The organism is Geojedonia litorea (assembly GCF_042654525.1).
Lineage (GTDB): Bacteria > Bacteroidota > Bacteroidia > Flavobacteriales > Flavobacteriaceae > Geojedonia > Geojedonia litorea.
Window position 1 is genome coordinate 13,831 of sequence record NZ_JBHSGP010000014.1, and the last position, 20,106, is coordinate 33,936.

The 20,106-nt window shown below is 34.3% G+C and carries 18 protein-coding genes; 9 read left to right on the forward strand and 9 right to left on the reverse strand.

Annotated features, from left to right (window positions below):
* Positions 1–126: 126 nt before the first annotated feature.
* Positions 127–729, forward strand: coding sequence for a ribonuclease HII (locus ACFO5O_RS08155; RefSeq protein WP_387962679.1), 603 nt, complete (start codon positions 127–129; stop codon positions 727–729).
* Between the two features lie 51 nt (positions 730–780).
* A complete protein-coding gene (locus tag ACFO5O_RS08160) occupies positions 781–3,213 on the forward strand; it encodes a ribonuclease HII (RefSeq protein ID WP_387962681.1) in 2,433 nt (810 codons plus the stop codon).
* Here ACFO5O_RS08160 and lipB read toward each other — a convergent pair.
* Both lipB and ACFO5O_RS08170 read right to left on the reverse strand, forming a co-directional pair.
* Positions 3,198–3,926 carry a lipoyl(octanoyl) transferase LipB gene (gene lipB, locus ACFO5O_RS08165; RefSeq protein WP_387962683.1) on the reverse strand — a complete coding sequence of 243 codons (729 nt, stop codon included), beginning with the start codon at positions 3,924–3,926 and terminating at the stop codon, positions 3,198–3,200. The two genes, ACFO5O_RS08160 and lipB, sit on opposite strands and share 16 nt — an antisense overlap.
* Before the next feature lie 25 nt (positions 3,927–3,951).
* Complete coding sequence (locus tag ACFO5O_RS08170) at positions 3,952–4,110, reverse strand: YqaE/Pmp3 family membrane protein (protein ID WP_119029747.1); 159 nt, start codon at positions 4,108–4,110, stop codon at positions 3,952–3,954.
* Positions 4,111–4,223: 113 nt separating this feature from the next.
* Between ACFO5O_RS08170 and ACFO5O_RS08175 the strand changes: the two genes are divergently transcribed.
* From ACFO5O_RS08175 to ACFO5O_RS08195, 5 genes are all read left to right on the forward strand, one after another.
* Positions 4,224–5,279, forward strand: a complete 1,056-nt coding sequence (locus tag ACFO5O_RS08175; protein WP_387962685.1) for a helix-turn-helix domain-containing protein — start codon at positions 4,224–4,226, stop codon at positions 5,277–5,279.
* Positions 5,280–5,386: 107 nt separating this feature from the next.
* Positions 5,387–5,827, forward strand: coding sequence for a DUF1573 domain-containing protein (locus tag ACFO5O_RS08180; protein ID WP_387962687.1), 441 nt, complete (start codon positions 5,387–5,389; stop codon positions 5,825–5,827).
* Positions 5,828–5,931: 104 nt separating this feature from the next.
* A complete protein-coding gene (gene lysS, locus ACFO5O_RS08185) occupies positions 5,932–7,623 on the forward strand; it encodes a lysine--tRNA ligase (RefSeq protein ID WP_387962689.1) in 1,692 nt (563 codons plus the stop codon).
* A 172-nt stretch (positions 7,624–7,795) separates the two neighbouring features.
* Positions 7,796–9,733 (forward strand): response regulator, encoded by a 1,938-nt coding sequence (locus ACFO5O_RS08190; protein WP_387962691.1) that lies wholly within the window; start codon positions 7,796–7,798, stop codon positions 9,731–9,733.
* 201 nt (positions 9,734–9,934) lie between these two features.
* A complete protein-coding gene (locus ACFO5O_RS08195; RefSeq protein ID WP_387965095.1) occupies positions 9,935–12,391 on the forward strand; it encodes a zinc-dependent metalloprotease in 2,457 nt (818 codons plus the stop codon).
* A gap of 53 nt (positions 12,392–12,444) precedes the next feature.
* Here the strand turns inward: ACFO5O_RS08195 and ACFO5O_RS08200 are convergent, their stop codons facing one another.
* From ACFO5O_RS08200 to ACFO5O_RS08210, 3 genes are all read right to left on the reverse strand, one after another.
* The gene (locus ACFO5O_RS08200) at positions 12,445–13,269 is read right to left on the reverse strand and encodes an alpha/beta hydrolase (protein WP_387962693.1); all 825 of its coding nucleotides are present in this window, start codon (positions 13,267–13,269) and stop codon (positions 12,445–12,447) included.
* Positions 13,229–14,107, reverse strand: coding sequence for an alpha/beta hydrolase (locus ACFO5O_RS08205; RefSeq protein ID WP_387962695.1), 879 nt, complete (start codon positions 14,105–14,107; stop codon positions 13,229–13,231). Before ACFO5O_RS08205 ends, ACFO5O_RS08200 begins: the two co-directional genes overlap by 41 nt.
* Positions 14,108–14,188: 81 nt before the next feature.
* Positions 14,189–15,829, reverse strand: a complete 1,641-nt coding sequence (locus tag ACFO5O_RS08210) for a dipeptidyl-peptidase 3 family protein (RefSeq protein ID WP_387962697.1) — start codon at positions 15,827–15,829, stop codon at positions 14,189–14,191.
* Between the two features lie 142 nt (positions 15,830–15,971).
* Here ACFO5O_RS08210 and ACFO5O_RS08215 point away from each other — a divergent pair, with 142 nt between their 5' ends.
* Positions 15,972–16,457, forward strand: coding sequence for a DUF4890 domain-containing protein (locus ACFO5O_RS08215; RefSeq protein WP_387962699.1), 486 nt, complete (start codon positions 15,972–15,974; stop codon positions 16,455–16,457).
* A 67-nt stretch (positions 16,458–16,524) separates the two neighbouring features.
* Here the strand turns inward: ACFO5O_RS08215 and hemL are convergent, their stop codons facing one another.
* The 4 genes from hemL to ACFO5O_RS08235 are packed head-to-tail and all read right to left on the reverse strand — an operon-like array spanning position 16,525 to position 19,869.
* Positions 16,525–17,811, reverse strand: a complete 1,287-nt coding sequence (gene hemL / locus ACFO5O_RS08220) for a glutamate-1-semialdehyde 2,1-aminomutase (RefSeq protein WP_387962701.1) — start codon at positions 17,809–17,811, stop codon at positions 16,525–16,527.
* Positions 17,812–17,813: 2 nt separating this feature from the next.
* Complete coding sequence (locus ACFO5O_RS08225) at positions 17,814–18,623, reverse strand: glucosaminidase domain-containing protein (protein WP_387962703.1); 810 nt, start codon at positions 18,621–18,623, stop codon at positions 17,814–17,816.
* A 4-nt stretch (positions 18,624–18,627) separates the two neighbouring features.
* Complete coding sequence (locus ACFO5O_RS08230; RefSeq protein ID WP_387962704.1) at positions 18,628–19,539, reverse strand: 1-aminocyclopropane-1-carboxylate deaminase/D-cysteine desulfhydrase; 912 nt, start codon at positions 19,537–19,539, stop codon at positions 18,628–18,630.
* A 6-nt stretch (positions 19,540–19,545) separates the two neighbouring features.
* On the reverse strand, positions 19,546–19,869 hold the full coding sequence (locus tag ACFO5O_RS08235) for a hypothetical protein (RefSeq protein WP_387962705.1): 324 nt from the start codon (positions 19,867–19,869) through the stop codon (positions 19,546–19,548).
* Between the two features lie 48 nt (positions 19,870–19,917).
* On the opposite strand from ACFO5O_RS08235, the gene ACFO5O_RS08240 reads away from it, so the two are divergent.
* The gene (locus ACFO5O_RS08240) at positions 19,918–20,079 is read left to right on the forward strand and encodes a DUF5522 domain-containing protein (protein ID WP_387962707.1); all 162 of its coding nucleotides are present in this window, start codon (positions 19,918–19,920) and stop codon (positions 20,077–20,079) included.
* Positions 20,080–20,106 lie beyond the last annotated feature (27 nt).

Here is a 20,106-nt window from a genome sequence, read left to right on the forward strand (position 1 = left end):
AAAATTTATACAAATTGTTTAAACATTTAACAAATCCATTGAAACCTCTTAAAAAAAGCGCTTAAAACGCTAACATATTCTTACGGCTAAAAAGTTTTGTTTAACTTTATTTTTTATTTTATTGATTTGAACTTAAACGCAAATTTTTCGGAATTTTTACTAGAATGTGGCACCGACGAAGCTGGTAGAGGCTGCCTTGCTGGGCCAGTTACCGCAGCGGCAGTAATTTTACCAAAGCGCTTTAACAATAGTCTACTAAATGATTCTAAACTTCTTTCAGCGAAACACAGAAATTCGCTTAAGCCTATAATTGAATCTGAAGCAAAGGCTTTTGCATTTCATCATATCTGGCCAGAAGAAATCGACAAAATCAACATCTTAAATGCTTCTATTTTAGCGATGCATAAGTCAATAGAGCAATTAAACCCCATTCCAGAATTCATTATTGTTGATGGTAATAAGTTTAAGCCTTTTAATAATATTCCGTTTGAGACAATAATTAAAGGAGATCAAAAATATTTAAGTATTGCTGCTGCATCTGTATTAGCCAAAACCTATAGAGACGCCTATATGGATAAAATTCATGCTGAATATCCGATGTATAATTGGAAACAAAACAAAGGCTATCCAACTAAAGAACATCGTGACGCTATAAGAAAGTATGGACCATCACCGTATCATAGAATGTCTTTTAGATTATTACCCGAACAATTAAAATTAGAGCTTTAACTTTTTATATTTGTCATTAAATCTAAATCGTTGTCTAAATTCTATTTTTTCATGAAATATGCATTAGTTTGCCTCTTATTATGCTTCTGTTTGACAGGTTGCGATAACCGTAACAAAAAATCGACTAGCCTATTAGCATTTTCACCCGAAACAGCATCTATTTTCATTAAAGCTAATTCTTTAGAAAATATTTCTTCTGTTTTGATCAACAACGATCTTTTAAAAGCATCACTAGATTACAATACAGTTTCGAATCTTCAAAAAAAACTTGAGATTTTAAGTTATTTAAATTCTGAGAACCCTTTCCTAATTGCATTAGTTCCAAATAATCAAAACAGTCCTGACTTTACTTTTGCTACCAAACTTAATGCAAACATTTTAAGTCTAGACTCCTTACCAAATCTAATTTCAGAGAAATTAGAATTAAAAAAGTATACTGTAGACAAAACTACAATTGATAAAGACACTATTTACAGTACTGTTATAGATAGCATTTTTGTAGGATCAAATACATTAGCCTTATTAGAACAAGCCATCAATAAGAAACAAAATGACCCTGAGTTAGAATCGATTTTCAAAACTTCTAGCAGTGAACGATCACTTTCTATCGTACTTAATTTAAAGGCTAAAAATTTAAAACCTTCATTTTTTTATAATGACCAATTAAATGCACATCAATTTTCAAATTACATGCTTTTAGACGTTGATGTGTCACAGAACAATATCATTTTTAATGGTGTCACAAAAGCAACAGATTCTACAAAAAGCTGGATCAATATTTTTAAAAATACCATTCCCCAAGAAAACAGCTTAAGTCAAATTGCGCCAAATGATGCTGACCATTTTATAAGTTATACCTATAACAATTTTAGGGTGTTTAATGAGAACATTCAAAATTATAGAAAACAGGATTCTATCGTACCAAGCCCTATTTTTGTTAATAGCGTAGAGGTTGGATCTATAAAGTTGAATGGTAATAAGGTGGCAGTTATTAAATCTATTGATGCCGAATTAACTTTAGAGGGAATGGACACACCAATTTTGGTTGAGACCTTTAGAGATGTTAATATTTACGATTTTGATACTCCTGAAATTTTTGAAGAAACGTTTTCACCTTTCATCAATTTCAATTCGGCTTTATTTTATGCCGTGATTGACAACTTTTTTGTGTTTGCTGAAACTACTGATATTTTAAAAGGGATAATTTCAAACTATCAAAACAAAACAACTATTAGTAATAGTAGTCATTTTAAGTCGGTTATGAATGATTTAAGTGACGCTTCGTCTGTATTTGTTTATGCTAATCAGCAATCATTAAATAATATACTTAACCAAAATTTCAATGAAGTACTTTCCCCAAAACTAGAAGCCTACAAAGCTTCATGCTTACAGTTTGTGTACGAAACTGATTTCGCCCACGTGAACGGTGCTTTCAAAACCTTTAAATCAACTGGCGCGAATAATACAGTTGTAGAGGCTCTCGACATTAAAATAGATGCATCACTATTGACAGCTCCTCAATTGGTGATTAACCATACCAACAATCAAAAAGATATTGTGGTTCAGGATATCAACAACAATCTATATCTAATTTCAAATGAAGGAAAAATCTTTTGGAAAAAACAATTGGACGGGAAAGTTTTAGGAACCATTGAACAAATGGACATTTATAAAAATGGAAGGTTGCAATTGGTTTTTGCAACACCTCATCGTGTTTACGTATTGGATAGAAATGGTAAAGATGTTGGTCCATTTCCTCTAAAATTTAATGACAAGATTACCCAGTCACTTTCTTTGTTTGATTATGACTCCAACAAAAACTATCGCCTATTAGTTACTCAAGGAAAATCATTGCTCATGTATGACAAACAAGGCAAAGCGGTTACAGGGTTTAGATTCAATTCAACAAATGAAACCATTTCTTCTCAACCAAAACATTTTAGGATTGGAAACAAAGACTACATTGTTTTTACTCAAGGAAAGCAGTTAAGAATTTTAGACCGTACTGGAAAAACTAGGATTGATGTAAAAGAAACTTTTGATTTCTCTACTAATGAGATTTATCTCTACAACAACAATTTCACCACCACCAACACAAATGGTACTTTAATTCAAGTTAACCAACGTGGGCAAGTGAGTCAATCAAATATTAATATAAGTGATGACCATTTTATTTGTTCAACAAGTAGAACCTTGGTCACACTTTTTGAAAATAAATTGACAATAAAATCTCATGTAGTTGAATTGGATTTTGGTGAATATTTGCCTCCACAGATTTTTTATATCAATGACAAAATCTATGTCACTACAACCGACCTGCAGTCGAACAAAGTTTATCTTTTTGATAGTTTAGGAAAGCCAATTGCTAATTTTCCAGTTTATGGCAACTCATCCATAACGCTTGACAATATTGACAAGGACCGTAATTTAGAATTGGTTGTTAAAGGTGATGACTCAGATATTATAGTTTATGAAATAAACTGATGTGGCAGTTCTTGATGACTTATTTGAGCCTCAAAAAGATTTGAGAAATGCTTTAGAAGTTTCAATTTAACGTCTTCTTCATTTATTTTATCAACGCCTAATTCTACATTAAGAGAAGTTACTGCTTTACCACGTATGCCACAGGGTATCATTAAATCAAAATAGCCTAAATCTGCATTTACATTTAATGCAAAGCCGTGCATTGTTACCCAACGACTAGCACGAACACCCATTGCACAAATCTTTCTGGCAAATGGGGTTCCAACATCCAGCCAAACTCCTGTTTCACCACTACTACGCTCTGCTTTTAAGCCATATTCGGCTAATGTTAAAATAATGGTTTCTTCTAACAAGCGTAAATACTTGTGAATATCGGTAAAAAAATTATCCAGATCCAGAATAGGATAACCTACAATTTGTCCGGGGCCATGATAGGTGATATCTCCACCTCTATTCACTTTATAAAATGATGCCTTCTTGGATTTTAGCTGTTCTTCTGAAACCAAAAGATTGGACATATCTCCACTTTTTCCTAAAGTATAAACGTGTGGATGTTCAACAAAAAGAAAATAGTTAGGCGTAATGAGGTTAGAGTTTTCACGCCGGTTCTTTATTTTAATATCGAGAATGCTCCTAAAAAGTTGCTCCTGGTAATCCCACGTTTCTTTGTAATCTTTATTTCCCAGATCTGTTATCTCAACCGTTTTATTCATAGCTGCAAAGATACAACTTATCTTGTTATCGATTAGGATTGTTCAGTATAACCAAAGCTGCAATAACGCCGGGCACCCAACCGCAGAGCCATAATAAGAAGACAATGAAAATTGAACCACAACCCTTATCTATAACGGCTAGTGGTGGACAAATAATAGAAAGTAAGACTCTCCAAAAACTCATGATGATTAATTTTAATGATTGATGTAACTATTTGACGTGAATAACTATCATTTGTTACATTTCAAAGATATGGAGTTATTTCATTTTAATTTAATTTGTAGTAGATTCGTGATATGAGAACCTATGGTTTAGTTGTTTTTATATTCTGCTCAATCACTTGGGCACATGCACAACATGCCTTTCGTGGAATTGTAGATAAAGATCGATGGCAAAACAATGTGTATCTCTCGGTCATTGAAGATTATCGCAAACTTTCTGGTGTGTTTTCAGAACAGATTATTTCTAGGCAACGCCCAGATTCATTGGGAAATTTTCTTTTCACTGGGAACCAATTGGATACCGAAAATAGAATTTATCGAATTCATGTAGATAATTGTAATGATGCGGAACAAGGTCAAAACCACTATGATGGCCATTGCAACGATAGTAAGGAAATTTTGTTTATTGCAAAAGGTAATGATACTATAAATTTTCCGTTTTCGTTTGATAATCAAATGTTTTGCACTGTATCTTCAGGAAATCCAAAAGCCGATGCCTTCGTTCAAATAGATTCATTAAAAGAAATCATGAAATATGATTATGGTGAATTTAGAAGTGAAGCCAATCGAAAACTCAACAACCGAAAGTGGTTTAAAACACTACAGGATTTTGGCAAGTCACTTAATGAGCCTTTAGCAGAACTCTACATTTACGCGTTTCTGTCTGAACGCGGCAATAATTTTCATCAATACTATTTAGAGGATCTTAAAACAAACCCCTATTACTCCAACCTTTTAAAGCGTTTAAAAGATGCCTATCCGAATTCAGCTTATACCCAACAATACGCAAATGAACTTAAGGCCGATCAATATAGCATCCAATCTAATTCGTCATTCACAAATCGTTCGTGGTCTATTGTTTGGCTTATTTGTACAATTTCAATTCTATTAAACATCATCTTGCTTTTTAAACTATTAAAGAAAAAACAAAATTCGCAACTTGAATTAACTTCGTTGCTCACTAAACAAGAACAAAACATTCTGGATTTATTGTTACAAGATAAGAGTAATAAGGATATCGCTGAAGCGCTTTTTGTGAGTTTAAGTACCGTTAAAACTCACGTAAACAATATCTATAAAAAGCTGAATGTTCAATCCAGGACCGAAACCAAAGAATTATTTAACAGATAGTTACAAATTTCAACCTGGGTACTAGTACCTAAATCAAACCTCTTTTTTTATGCATTTTGGTTAAATTTCATGATGTTTGTTTCCTATTAATCTTAAAACAACATTTTATGAATTTTACAATTAACCTATTCAGAACAAAATCGAACACTTCAATTTATCAAACTTTGTTTGTTATTTGTTTATTTGTTAGCAGCATAAGTTTTGCGCAAAACGCAAAAGCTGCTGAAAAAGCCGGTGTATTTTCTTTTGAATCAGAAGAAATAGATTATGGCACAATCAATCAAAACGACAATGGTGTGAAAACATTCAAATTTACCAATACTGGTAACGCCCCAATCGTTATAACGCAAGTAAAGACTTCTTGTGGGTGTACAGTTCCTACTTATTCTAAAACACCTATTCTTGCTGGTGAAGCGGGAGAAATTGAGGTTAAGTATGATACCAATAGAATTGGAGCATTTACAAAAACTATTACCATAGTTTCTAACGCAAGTGAACCTTCTAAAATCATTAAAATTAAAGGGAATATCCTCAAAAAGGATATGTAATTCCTGATTTTTGACTTCTAATTGTAGTAGGTAAAAAATCAATTCTAAAAGTTGTGTGCTAATTTTTTTAAATAATGTAATTTTGCATTTCAAAATTAATTAGCATGCAGCTTTCAGAACAAGAACTTGTACGACGCGAAAAATTAAACAAATTAAGGGAAATGGGAATCAACCCATATCCTGCCAATTTATATCCTGTAACTCACACTTCTAAACAGGTTAAAGCCACTTTTGAAGAAGGCAAAACCGTTAATGTTGCAGGGCGATTAATGGCTATTAGAGTTCAAGGGAAAGCCAGCTTTGCACAACTTCAAGATGCAGACGGAAAAATTCAAGTTTACTTTAATAGAGATGAAATTTGTCCAGGTGAAGATAAAACTAAGTACAATGACCTGTTCAAAAAACTAATTGACTTTGGTGATTTTGTTGGGGTTGAAGGGGAATTATTCACAACCCAAGTAGGTGAAAAAACTATTAAAGCTAAAGATTTCACGCTTTTAAGCAAGACTTTAAAACCGCTTCCATTACCTAAAGAGAAAGATGGGGTTACCTATGATGCTTTTACAGATCCAGAGCAACGTTATAGACAGCGTTATGCTGATTTAGTTGTAAATCCACATGTAAAAAATGTATTTATAAAACGCACCAAACTTTTTAATGCAATGCGCCAATTTTTCAACGACGCTGGGTATTTTGAGGTAGAAACTCCTGTGTTACAACCAATCCCTGGAGGTGCGGCTGCTCGCCCGTTCGTTACGCATCACAATAGTTTAGATATCCCACTTTACATGCGAATTGCTAATGAATTATATTTAAAACGATTAATTGTTGGTGGCTTTGATGGCGTTTATGAGTTCTCAAAAAATTTCAGAAATGAAGGCATGGATCGTACACACAATCCTGAATTCACAGCCATGGAAATCTACGTGGCCTATAAGGATTATAATTGGATGATGGAATTTTGTGAGCAATTACTTGAACATTGTGCAATTGCAGTAAATGGCACCACAAAAGCAACTTTTGGTAAGCATGAAATCGATTTTAAAGCACCCTATGCTCGTGTGACTATGGCCGATTCGATAAAACATTTCACTGGATTTGACATCAATGGAAAAACCGAAGAAGAAATTCGAAAAGCAGCAAATGAAATGGGCATAGCCGTTGATGATACCATGGGCAAAGGCAAACTTATCGATGAGATTTTTGGCGAAAAATGTGAAGGCAATTATATTCAACCAACGTTTATTACTGACTATCCAAAGGAAATGAGTCCGTTGTGCAAAGAGCATCGCGAAAATCCAGAACTCACAGAGCGATTCGAATTAATGGTATGTGGAAAAGAAATCGCGAATGCCTATTCTGAATTGAACGACCCAATAGACCAGCGCGAGCGTTTTGAGCACCAGTTAGAATTAGCAAAAAAAGGTGACGAAGAAGCCACTGGCACCATAGATTACGATTTTTTACGTGCTTTGGAATATGGAATGCCACCAACTTCAGGCATGGGAATTGGGATGGATCGATTGATCATGTTTTTAACCAATAACCAATCAATACAAGAAGTTCTCTTTTTCCCACAAATGAAACCAGAAAAGAAGCAGGTTGAGATGAACGAAGATGAAAAAGCCGTTTTTGCTTTATTAAAATCAAGTTCACCTATTGCTTTAGGCGAATTAAAAGAACGCTCTGGTTTAAGCAATAAAAAATGGGATAAAACGATAAAATTTCTTACAGGTCAAAAATTGGCTAAAGTAAACAAAACAAATGATGACCTAATTGTTGAAGCAGTTTTGTAAGAAAAATACCAATTCAAAAAAAGAAGTATATTACCAAAAATTTTGCCCCTTTAATTAATAGCACCGTTTAATGCCCCTTTATTTCAATCGCAAGTTTATCTTGCCTGTTATCGCATTCATTATTTTAATAAGTCTCGTCTTTGCCATTTGGGGTCAGTCCAAAAAAAACCATATGGTTTGGGTAAAAGAGCAAATCACTCAAACTGGCAATTTAGCAACCCAAGAATTTCAATCTATTGTTAGAAGTGATATCGCGCGGCTCGAAAATCTAAAAAAAAGGCTAGAGTTCACCGATGGTGAGTATTACCTGAACTGGGAGCAGGATGCTACTATGCTTATTGAGCAAAACGCTTCATTTAAATTTCTAGAATGGATTGACAGTTCAATGATCATTCGAAAAATTAACCCATTAAAAGGAAATGAAGCTGCTTTAAATTTAGATGTTTCAAAAGTGGCGTATCGAAAAGATGAGTGGATAAAACATAGTTTAGATAGCACAACAAATATTACACAATGGGCCAAATTAACTCAAGGCGGATATGCCTTTTTAGTGGATGTCCCTGTTTACTTTAAAGATCGATTTCAAGGAACAATCACCGCAGGGATGGATTTCACGGAGCACTTTAACAAATTTGCAACGCCATTAAAAGATTATAGTATAGAATTAAGAGATAATGAAGGCACTCTTTTTTATGAATTCAACCCATTAAACAAAAACACAAGTAACAAAAACCTTATATATGAAACTTCCTTTTTTACTGACATATCAGATAGGCAAGGTTGGAGTTTCAAACTATATCCCACCGACAAACTACTTTTAGCTGAACGGCTTTCCTTTATAAATTTCGCTTTGGGGATAGGTATACTTCTATCTTTATTAATAAGCTTACTCATCTATTTTTATTTAAGGGCAAAAAAAGAAACAAAACGCGCCCTCGACTCTAACATAAAGTTATCAAAAGCCAACGAAAAGCTCGAAAAAGAGCGAAAAAAAGCTGAAAAAGCTTCTAAAGCTAAAACAGAGTTTTTGTCTAATATGAGTCATGAAATTAGAACACCGCTTCATGCAATTTTGGGTTTTATTCAGGTGTTAAAGCAAGGAGATCTTAACGCAACAGATCAATCCTATATCGATCTTATGGATAAATCATCTAACAATCTATTGTCTATTGTTAATGATATTTTAGAAATTGACAAAATTGAGTCTGGAAACGTCATTTTAGAAGACACATACTTTAATCCAGCTCAAAAAATTAAGGACTTACTTGAAATTTATAAGTTTCATTTTTCAGAAAAAAATCTTTACATCCATACTAACTTTCAAGAGCCCTATGGCATTAATGTCATGGGAGATCAAAACAAGTTCTCACAAATAGTGATTAACATCTTAAAAAATGCTCTTAAATTTACGACCGAAGGTGGAATAAAAGTTGAATACTCTGAAGTAAAAATCAAAAATCATCTGAAAGTAAATGTATCCATTGAAGATACTGGTATTGGAATTCCTAAAAACAAATTAAATACCATTTTCAACAGATTTACTCAAATAGATGGAAGCCTTAAAAAACAACATGAAGGTAGCGGATTAGGACTCGCCATTAGCAAAGATTTAGCGGCTTTATTAGGTGGCACAATTTCAGCAAAAAGTATACTTAATCAAGGTTCAATATTTGAGATTTCAGTGTTACTAAAAATTACCGAAAATCAAAACAAATTTAATATCAGTGAAACCTTTAATAATATTAACCTTTCCCATTTACACGTATTAATAGTAGATGACAATAAAATAAATGTCATAGTCCTTAAAAAACTTTTAGAAGATTTAAGCATAAAAGTTGACATTGCTTATAATGGTAAAATAGCGGTAGAAAAAGTTGAAAGTAATAACTATCAACTAGTGCTTATGGATATTCATATGCCTGAAATGGATGGCTTTGAAGCCACAACTATTATCAGAAAACTAAATACTGATCTCATTATTTTTGGATTATCTGCCAATGTAACTACACAAGCTATTAGTAAAGCTCTTGATTGTGGTATGAACAATTATTTAACCAAGCCCTTTACCAAAGAACGCCTCTACAAACTACTATTAACCTATTTTAGTTAATCCCCGATATTTTTAATCAAGTTCTATTTCGTTTAACTTGCCTAGTGTAAAGCCAGATTCTTTGTTAAAATTTAGTTAAAAAACCATCAAAAAAAATAGGCCTGTTTCAACTCATAGCAGTAATGCTTATTTTCACAAACTTAATTTTAAATCTGATATATTTTGAAACAACATCACATTAAGATACTTTTTGTAGCTTCTATGTTCATGATTGCCTCATGTTCAACTGCAAAAAAAGCATCTAAATCCAAAACACCTGCTACCACCGAAGCCAAAACGCCTGAAAAAAAACCAGGTAAAGATGACATTCAACCGTACAGTAAAGTAATTACCAAAGAAGCAAAAAGTGACCAAGGTCTATTTACCGTTCACAAAATAGATGACAAGTATTTTTATGAAATTCCAGATTCTCTTTTTGAACGTGAAATGTTAATGGTAACACGTATTGCCAAAACAGCCAGTGGACTTGGATTTGGCGGCGGAAAGCAAAGTGAACAAGTATTACGTTGGCAAAAGAAAGACAAAAAAGTAATACTTAGAATGGTGTCTTATAACGTTGTGGCTAATGATTCATTGCCGGTACATGAGGCTGTTGTGAATTCAAACTTTGAGCCTGTACTTTTTACTTTTCCTATTAAAGCATTTGGAAAAGACTCTACTAGTACCGTAATTGATGCCACAGATCTATATGATAATGATGTTAAAGCTTTAGGCCTATCAGAAAATGCACGTAAACAATATAAAATTACGCGTGTTGAAGGCGACAAATCTTATATAGAAAGTATTAAAAGTTATCCCCTAAACATTGAAGCAAGGCATGTTAAAACCTATGCTGCTGGTGATCCACCTTCAAACTCAAACACGGGTACTATATCAATCGAAATCAATAATTCAATGGTATTACTACCCGCCAACCCTATGAAACGCCGTTATTTTGATCAACGTGTGGGTTGGTTTACAAGTGGCCAAACAGATTATGGTCTTGAAGATCAAAAAAGTAAAACTGTGACCTTTTTAGATCGTTGGCGATTAGAAGTTAAAGATGAAGACATTGAAAAATTTAAAAGAGGTGAACTTGTTGAACCCAAAAAACAAATTGTTTATTACATAGACAGAGCGACTCCTGTGAAATGGAGACCTTATATTAAACAAGGTATTGAAGATTGGCAAGTAGCCTTTGAAGCCGCAGGATTTAAAAATGCAATTATTGCTAAAGACCCTCCTACACCTGAAGAAGACCCAGAGTGGAGCCCTGAAGACGTGCGTTACTCTGTAGTACGATATCTAGCCTCTCCAATACCTAATGCCAATGGGCCACATGTTAGTGATCCACGAACAGGTGAAATTTTGGAAAGCGACATTAACTGGTATCACAATGTGATGTCCCTTTTACGTGGCTGGTTCTTTGTACAAACTGCAGCTATTAATCCTGAAGCTCAAAGCCCACAATTTAAAGATGAAGTTATGGGGCGATTAATTCGTTTTGTGTCTGCTCATGAAGTTGGACATACCCTTGGTCTACCTCATAATATGGGAAGTAGTGTAGCTTACCCGGTTGAAAAACTACGTGATGCCGCTTTCACAAAACAGTATGGCACTGCGCCTTCTATAATGGATTATGCTAGATTTAACTATGTAGCACAACCAGGCGACGAAGGTGTTGCTCTAATGCCAAATATTGGTGTATATGACAAATATGCTATTGCATGGGGCTACAGACCTATTTTAGATAAAAGTGCCGAAGAAGAAAAACCTATTTTAAATGAATGGATTTTAGAGCATGCGGGTGATCCTATGTATCGTTTTGGTCGTCAACAATTTGGTGTAATTGACCCTAGTTCACAAACTGAAGACCTAGGTGACGATGCCATGTTAGCTAGTGACTATGGTATTAAAAACCTTAAACGCATTGTACCTAAATTAATCGATTGGACTACAAAAGCAGGAGAAGACTATGACGATTTAGACGAAATGTACGGTCATGTTATCTCACAATTTAACCGCTACATGGGTCATGTTTCAAGCAATATTGGAGGTGTATATGAGCACTATAAAACTGCTGATCAAGAAGGTGCTGTTTATACACATGTACCTAAAGACCATCAGAAAAAAGCACTTGCTTTTTTACACAAACAATTGTTTGAAACTCCAGAATGGATGATAGACTCTAATATTTTCAACAAAATTGAAAATGCGGGTAGTATTGAGCGAATCAGAAGTACGCAAACCAGAACGCTTAATGCCATTTTAGATTTTGGCAGAATGCAACGTATGCTTGAAAACGAAACTATAAACGGAAATAATGCCTATGCGCTTTATGACATGATGAAGGATTTGAGAAACGGTTTATGGAGTGAACTGCGCTCTGGTAAATCTATTGATATTTATAGAAGAAATTTACAACGTGCCTATATTGATAGAATGGAATACTTGTTGACTAAAGATCAACCTGAAGTACCTGCACGTTTTAGGCGATTCGCTGGCACCACCGAAGTGGAAGTGAACCAGTCAGATATTAGAGCAATTACTCGAGCAGAATTAAAATCTTTGCAAAGCGCTGTAAGAACTGGATTGGGTAGAACTTCCAATCAAATAAGCAGAATACACCTGCAAGATGTTTTAGAGCGTATCGATGCAATATTAAATCCAAACGGATAATTTTTATTCTATATAATAATAACTAAAAAAGCTCCAGAAAAACTGGAGCTTTTTTAGTTTAGCACCTCATCTATGGCTTGGTGATACGCATCAAATTCGTTTAGATTATTATGCCTTCCTCCTTCTATTTTAACAAACTTTATTTTCTGTTTGGACGCTTCTTTCAGTAATTTTTCTCCTGAAGACAAAGGCACAACATCATCATCAGTGCCATGAACAATCAAAATTGGACATTCAACAGATTGAATGAATTCATTAGTTGGAAATCGATACTTTAACAAAGACTCAACAGGAAACATGGAAAATCGCTGTTTAGCCACATCGGCAATATTGTAATACGGCGTTTCCAAAATAAGTTGTTTAGGTTGATGTTTTGAGGTTATAAATGTTGCTATTCCTGTACCTAGAGAACGGCCATAAACAGTAATTTCAGATTCAGCATAGCGTTCTTTTAAGTAGTTATAGCTCAAATCGGCATCATTATAAAACGCAGCCTCACTTAAAGGCCCTGTACTTTTACCATAGGTTCTATAGTCAATCACTAAAACGTCGTAGTTTTTCTCCACAAAATATTCTGCAATAATTCCCCAACGACTCAAATCGCCTGCATTTCCATGAAAATATAAAATTACACCTTTTGTTTGTTCAGCTTTAAAGTGGTTAGCGTTTATAACTGCGTTATCTTCTGTTTTAAAAAACAATTCTTCATATGAATAAGAAAACTGATACTTATAATCTTGTTCTAATACCGTAGGGAAGAGCATTAACTTTTCTTGAAGAAAATAGAGTGAGGCAGCAATCATAATATATACTGTAATAAAAAGAACTAACGCCCTTTTAATGTTGCGTTTTAGCTTTTTTTGATGAATGAATGACATTTATACTCGTGGTTTTCAAATCAATAGATTTGGGTTTGCTATTAAGAATATCGTCTAGCATAGCATGATACGATTCAAAATTATTTAAATTCTTATGTCCGCCACCAATAACCGTGTGTAATTTGGTGAGTTTTGGATTCACTTGAGACAGTCTTACCCCAGTTTTATACGGAATTAATTTATCATGTGTGCCATGTATAATATGAATAGGACACTGCACATATTTTAACCATTTATAAGTTGGCAAAGGATATTTCAATAAAATAGACAAGGGCATAAAAGGCATATAACGCGCAGTAACTTTAGTAAGACTATAATACGGAGCATCTAATATTAGCATCCTAGGATTATTCATCGAGGCTAATTTAGCCGCGAATCCAGAACCCAGTGAACGACCATAAAGTATAATGTATTTTTCGTCAACCAATTCTTTTAGTTTATTATAGACCTGTTGCAAGTCTCGCTTAATGGCTTTTTGCGATCGTCTCCCAGTACTTTTACCAAAGCCTCGATAATCAACCATAAACACATTGTAGTTATGCCTAGTAAAATCTACCGCAAACTTACCCCAGCCCTTAATGCTTTTTGAATTTCCTTTGAGATATAACACTACTCCACGTGCATTGCCTTTACACTTAAAAAGGACTCCATTAAGTGTAGCCCCATCACGGGTTTCCATATAGTACTCTTCAGTATCTTGATTCTCGTAAAAAAACTCAAAATCTTTAGGAAGTTTTTCGGGTTTAAAAAGCATATAGTCCTGCAGGTAGTATAATGCAATACTTATAGCAACGTAAATAAGAATTACAGTTAAAATCGTTGATACCCAGTATGCCATAATACATTATTGCTTCTTACAATATATAAAAAAAGGCCCTAGTAATCAACTAAAGCCCTTCATTTATAGTTTAGAGGATCTCTATAATCCTAAAACCTCTATACCTTGTTCAAAAATAACATCAACTGGGATATTAGCGGCACTCAAGCGATCTAGATCAGCCTGTAATTCTGAAGATATAATTCCTTTTTCAGCGACTAGTTTTGCGACGCCATCATAATCACCATTACCTTGAAGCGTTAAAATTAAGTTTGATAAATCTTTCATGGCAGATTCCATTTTATCAAAATTCACTTTATAAGTACCATCCTCACTTCTTGCAAACGCACCTTTTTCCTTGAAGAAATTAAATCGAATCATATTTGCCTTGCCATGTGCTGAAGAAGCTCCAAACCTCACCGAACGAAAAATACCAGCCATAAACGTGACCATATTGTCCTTAATATCATCGGTCAATTCACCTTTAGCATTTAACTGTTGAATCATATAAAGTCCCAAAATATCAGCTTTGCCTTCTTCCAACGCGCTTGAATGTTCCTTTAGTGCCGTTCTAACCATTCCTTTGTTATTTATGGTGTTCTTTATCCCTAAACCGTGCGCCACTTCATGAAACATGGTATTGGCAAAAAAAGCATCAAACGTTATATGTTGACGTTGCGATTCATCGATTAAAGCTTCAGAAATAGGCAGCATAATCTTATCAAATTTAGCTCTCATAGCATTTTTAAGTTGAAGACGTCGCGTTCCTTTTTCTAATTGAACTTCTTCATCATTTGGTAAATTGATTGCAATAGTTTTGCTTCCAGCATTACAATCTCCAGCATAAAACACAACATCATATGCGTTTAGGTCACTATCTGTTCCAGGAGTTTCCTTTTTGTAGGCTTCATCAACTGGTAATCCTTTTTGTAATTCAGGTAAATACGCACTGAATCTGGCCAAACGTGCACTCCATTCCTGATCTTTAATTAATACATAACCTTCATGTGCCGCTTTGTTTCCAAATAATGCATCTTCGTAAGTTTCAATTGGACCAATAACAATATCGAGCGTATTGGTTTTCATATCCATCCAAGCAAGATCACTTGGTTGATAATTATCATCTAATAAAGCCAAAGCCCTCAATTCTAAATACTTCTGAAGACCTTCATCTTCAGCCAATTTAGCGGCTTCGAGCAATAATAAGGATACTTCTTTTACTTCTTTTTCAAATTGTTTGTGATAAGGAATTGAATATAATTGCCCATTTTCATCACGACGAACAAAATTGTAGATACTGGTTTTATCTACAATATCTGCAGACTCAAACTCGTCTTTAGTCATATCAACCGGATAAAAATTTGCTCCTTTTGGCTTTTTTCCAACGCCCTCAACAAAAGGTTTGTTACCATCCAATCGATCCCAAGGCCCGTAATTTATCTTCACAAACTTCTTTGTGTTTTCATCAGAAATAGAATTAAGCAATTCTGTTTTATCACCATAGGCTTCATACCAAAACAAGTCATTCATTTTATTGGCTGCTTTAATGAGTAAAGGCAACATTTGACGTTCCTTTTCGGTAAGTTTACTCACATCTGCTGTCAGAGTAAAACTCACATATTTACTTAAGTTTTGTTCCATTTCTGTTGGAGTGGATTGCTCAATTACTGCAGTTTTATCTTTGTCCTGTTTACACGATAAAACTGTAAAAAATGCTATTGTTAAAATGACTATGTTTTTCATTAATACTAGTTGTTTTTGATTTTCTCAAAGATACAATATTTTAATCTCGACTAAAACGTTAAAAAGTCCTTAAAACTTTTAATGCATTAAACTATTTAAGTTACTCCCAGTCTTACATCTAGAAACAATTAAAAAAAAAGACATGAAAAATATCCTAATTATTGTGTTAGCACTGGTATCCTTTCAAATATCAGCACAAGAGAAAAAGAAAGAGCTGCGTAAAGAAGTGCAAAAAGAACGCATGGAAGCCATGCAAGACTTGAGCCCAGAAGAGGTTGCTACCTTGCAGACGAAAAAAATGACACTACATTATGACCTCAACGAAAGTCAACAAAAGCAACTTATGGCCCTAAATTTAGAGGAAGCCAAATTGAGAAAAATTAAGATGGAAGAGCGAAAAGCCATGAAAGACAAAGCTGAAAAAACAGCTCCTACCAAGGAGGACAAATTAAAGATGGCGAATGAAAGATTGGATCACCAAATTGCATTAAAAGCCAAAATGAAATCTATTTTAAATAAAGAGCAATTTGAAAAATGGGACGCAAATCAAGCTAAAATGCAACAAAGGCGTCAAGGCAAAATGAAAATGGCTAGAAAAAAAATGGCAATAGAAAAAAACAAACAATAATTTGATTGGTTAGTTAGTTTAGTTAGTTTGAAAAGCATTGACATCAAAAATCAATGCTTTTCTTTTTTTATAAACTAGAGGCGACTTTATCTACAGCTTTTATGGTTTCATCCAAATCATTGTATGTTAAGGCATCACATAAAAACCAAGTTTCAAAAGCACTTGGAGCTATATATACACCTTCGTTAAGCATCCCGTGAAAAAAAGTTTTAAACCTATCATTATTTCCATGGGCCGAACTCGTAAAATCTACAACTTCATCTTCAGCAAAATGAATAGAGATCATTGACCCAACTCGATTTATAGTATGTGTTACATTTCTATTTTTCAACACTTTAGAACAACCTTCGTGTAAATACTTTGTTTTTTCTGCAAGTCGATCAAAAATATTTGTATCAGTATTCAATTCATTGAGCATGGCAAGACCTGCTGCCATTGCCAGAGGATTTCCACTTAATGTACCTGCTTGGTAAACTGGTCCCAAAGGCGACAAGTGATTCATAATTTCATTCCTAGCCGCAAAGGCACCTACGGGAAGTCCACCACCTATAACCTTACCAAAACAAACTATATCAGCTTTCACATTAAAAAGCTCCTGCGCTCCACCTTTTGCCAATCTAAACCCTGTCATAACTTCATCGAAAATGAGAAGTATATCATGTTCATCGCACAAACTTCTTAAGTTTTGTAAAAAGTTTTGCCTAGGTGGAATGCAGCCCATGTTTCCAGCCACTGGCTCAAGAATTATACAGGCAATTTCATTTGGGTTAGCTTCAATTAGTGCTTTAACACTTTCAATATTATTATAAATAGCTAATAAGGTGTCTTTTGCTGTACCTTGAGTTACCCCCGGACTATTTGGAGTTCCAAACGTAACCGCTCCACTACCTGCCTGAATCAAAAAAGCATCGCTATGTCCATGGTAACAGCCTGCAAATTTGATAATTTTGTCTTTTCGCGTATACCCTCGAGCCAATCTAACCGCACTCATACAAGCTTCTGTTCCAGAATTTACAAAACGAATTTTATCAATATGAGGCACCATTGAAATGGCTAGTTCTGCAATTTTAGTTTCAATCTCCGTTGGCATTCCAAATGAAGTTCCTAGCCTTGCCCGTTCAATGACAGCATCTACCACAGGCTTATAGGCATGACCTAAAATCATTGGTCCCCAAGAATTAATGTAATCTATAAATCGATTATCATCTTCATCATAGACATAAGCACCTTTAGCAGATTTAGCAAAAATTGGTGTGCCTCCAACCCCTTTAAAGGCTCTAACTGGCGAATTCACCCCGCCCGGAATCACACGCTCGGCTTCTAAAAATAATGCGCTGCTTCGCTGATATAACATATTTAGTTATTTTTTATGAGTAATATTTGACCAATTTTAAGATCATTGCTGGTCATATTATTTAATTTTTGAATATCTACGACGTTGACGCCGTAGCGTTTAGAAAGTGAATATAAAGTATCTCCTTTTTCAACCGTATGTGTAGTTATTGAGGGTTCATTTGGATAAACTCTAGCTGGTCGCTGTAGTACCAATTCATCAAATTTATAAAGTTGAAAACGTTCAATTAAACTGATTAGTTTTTCGGGATATTTTCGATCTGTAGCATAACCTGCCGCTCTTAACCCCTTTGCCCAAGCACGATAATCGTCATCATCTAAAGCAAATAGACCTGCATATCGACTGCGCCCGGTTAAGAATTTTGAATGGTCTTCAAATGATTCCTCGGCATGTTTATATTTTCTGAAACATTCTTGCGAAGCATCATCGTCATGATAAATTTTATCGCCTGTCCAATCATGACATTTTATACCAAAATGATTATTGGCCTCAACAGCTAAACGACCTCTACCCGAACCAGACTCTAATATGCCTTGAGCTAAAGTAATACTTGCCGGAATTTTGTATCTGCGCATTTCTTCCATGGCAATGGCACTAAAATTAGCAATATAGCCTTCAGTGGCATTGGCATAAGTTGTAGTAGGTTTTTCCTCAACAGACTTATTTTCATCTACATGTTCAACATCTTTATTCGATATTACCACCTGTTCAGTTTTTCTAGGATCATCCTTTTTCTTGGTAACGATTTTCTTTTTCGAACCACAACTTACAACAATCAAACAAAGTACTATTTTAACAATTATTCGCTTCATATTTTTAATCCAGTAATGGCCAACCTTTTGCTTTTAATTTTAAGTTCATTCCATCAATACCTTGTAAACCCCCTGTATGAATCGCTAAAATTTTTGCATTTTGTGAAAAATAACCTTTTTCGATTAAATCAAAAATTCCGTACATCATTTTGCCAGTATAAACAGGGTCTAAAGGAATGTTCTGTTCTTTTTTAAACTGATTAATAAAACTGATTAAACTGGTATTTATTTTAGCATAACCTCCAAAATGGTAATCTAAAATAAGTTTCCAGTTTTCTTTGTTGGCAAATTTACTAATATCTTCTTTTAAAAAAGAGCCTTTTAAAGCTGGAAAACCCAAAACTTGTTGACTAGGTTTTGAACAATTTATCACTCCCGAAATAGTTCCTCCTGTTCCAACTGGGCAACAGACATAATCAAAATCCTTATCTTCATCAGTTAAAATTCCTTCACAACCTTCTACTGCCAATGTATTGGTTCCTCCTTCAGGAAGGATATAAACTTCTCCAAATTTTGAATTTATAGTAGTTATAAATTCCTCCGTATTTTTCTTCCGATACATCTCGCGACTAACGAATTCAAACTGCATACCAGATTGATGTGCAAATTGCAAAGTTGGATTAGTTGCAACATGATCTCTTAATTCTTCACCTCGAATAATCCCAATAGTTTTTAAGCCGTAAATTCTACCTGCCTTGGCCACGGCTGCTATGTGATTAGAATAGGCACCACCAAATGTGAGAATTGTATTAAAATTCCTTTTTATAGCTTCTTCTAAATTGAACTTGAGTTTATGGTATTTATTCCCAGAAACAATTGGATGAATTAAATCTTCACGCTTAACAACAAGTTCTACCCTATGTTTAGAATTGATCACAACAGACTGATTAACTGATAGTTCAGGTTTAAATTCCATAATTTTTTATAGATATTTTATAAATCCCCAAAAAGTTCTTGAATTTAAGTACTCTTGATTAGATTCATTTTGATAAGCCTCACGTTCAAAGGCTATATTTTTATAAGCCAAGTTCCAATTTTTATAAAGTGCCAATCGCAATAAAAACTCCAAACTATACCAAATAAAAAAGGGCAGAATTAATAATTCCAATTGCTGTTTTAAATGAATTCTCTCATGGTTGATTAAATTCTTATCAGACATTAACAATTTATGCTTTACAAACACAAATGGGAAAATTGTTATAGCAGAATAGCCTTTAGGAACCAAATATTTTGAACTATAGATCATGAGTGCGGCATACAACTAACATGCGAATTTACGTTATCTTTGTCATATATGAAGAACATTGTCCCAATAGAAGAAGGTGATTATTACATAACTCCTGAAGGTTATCGCTGTTTTACTGAACAATACCATCTCAAGCGTGGTTACTGTTGTGAAAGTGGTTGTAGACATTGTCCTTATGGATTCGACAAGAGCAAGTTATATAGAAAATAATTAAACCTTTACACACCAAAACTCCAT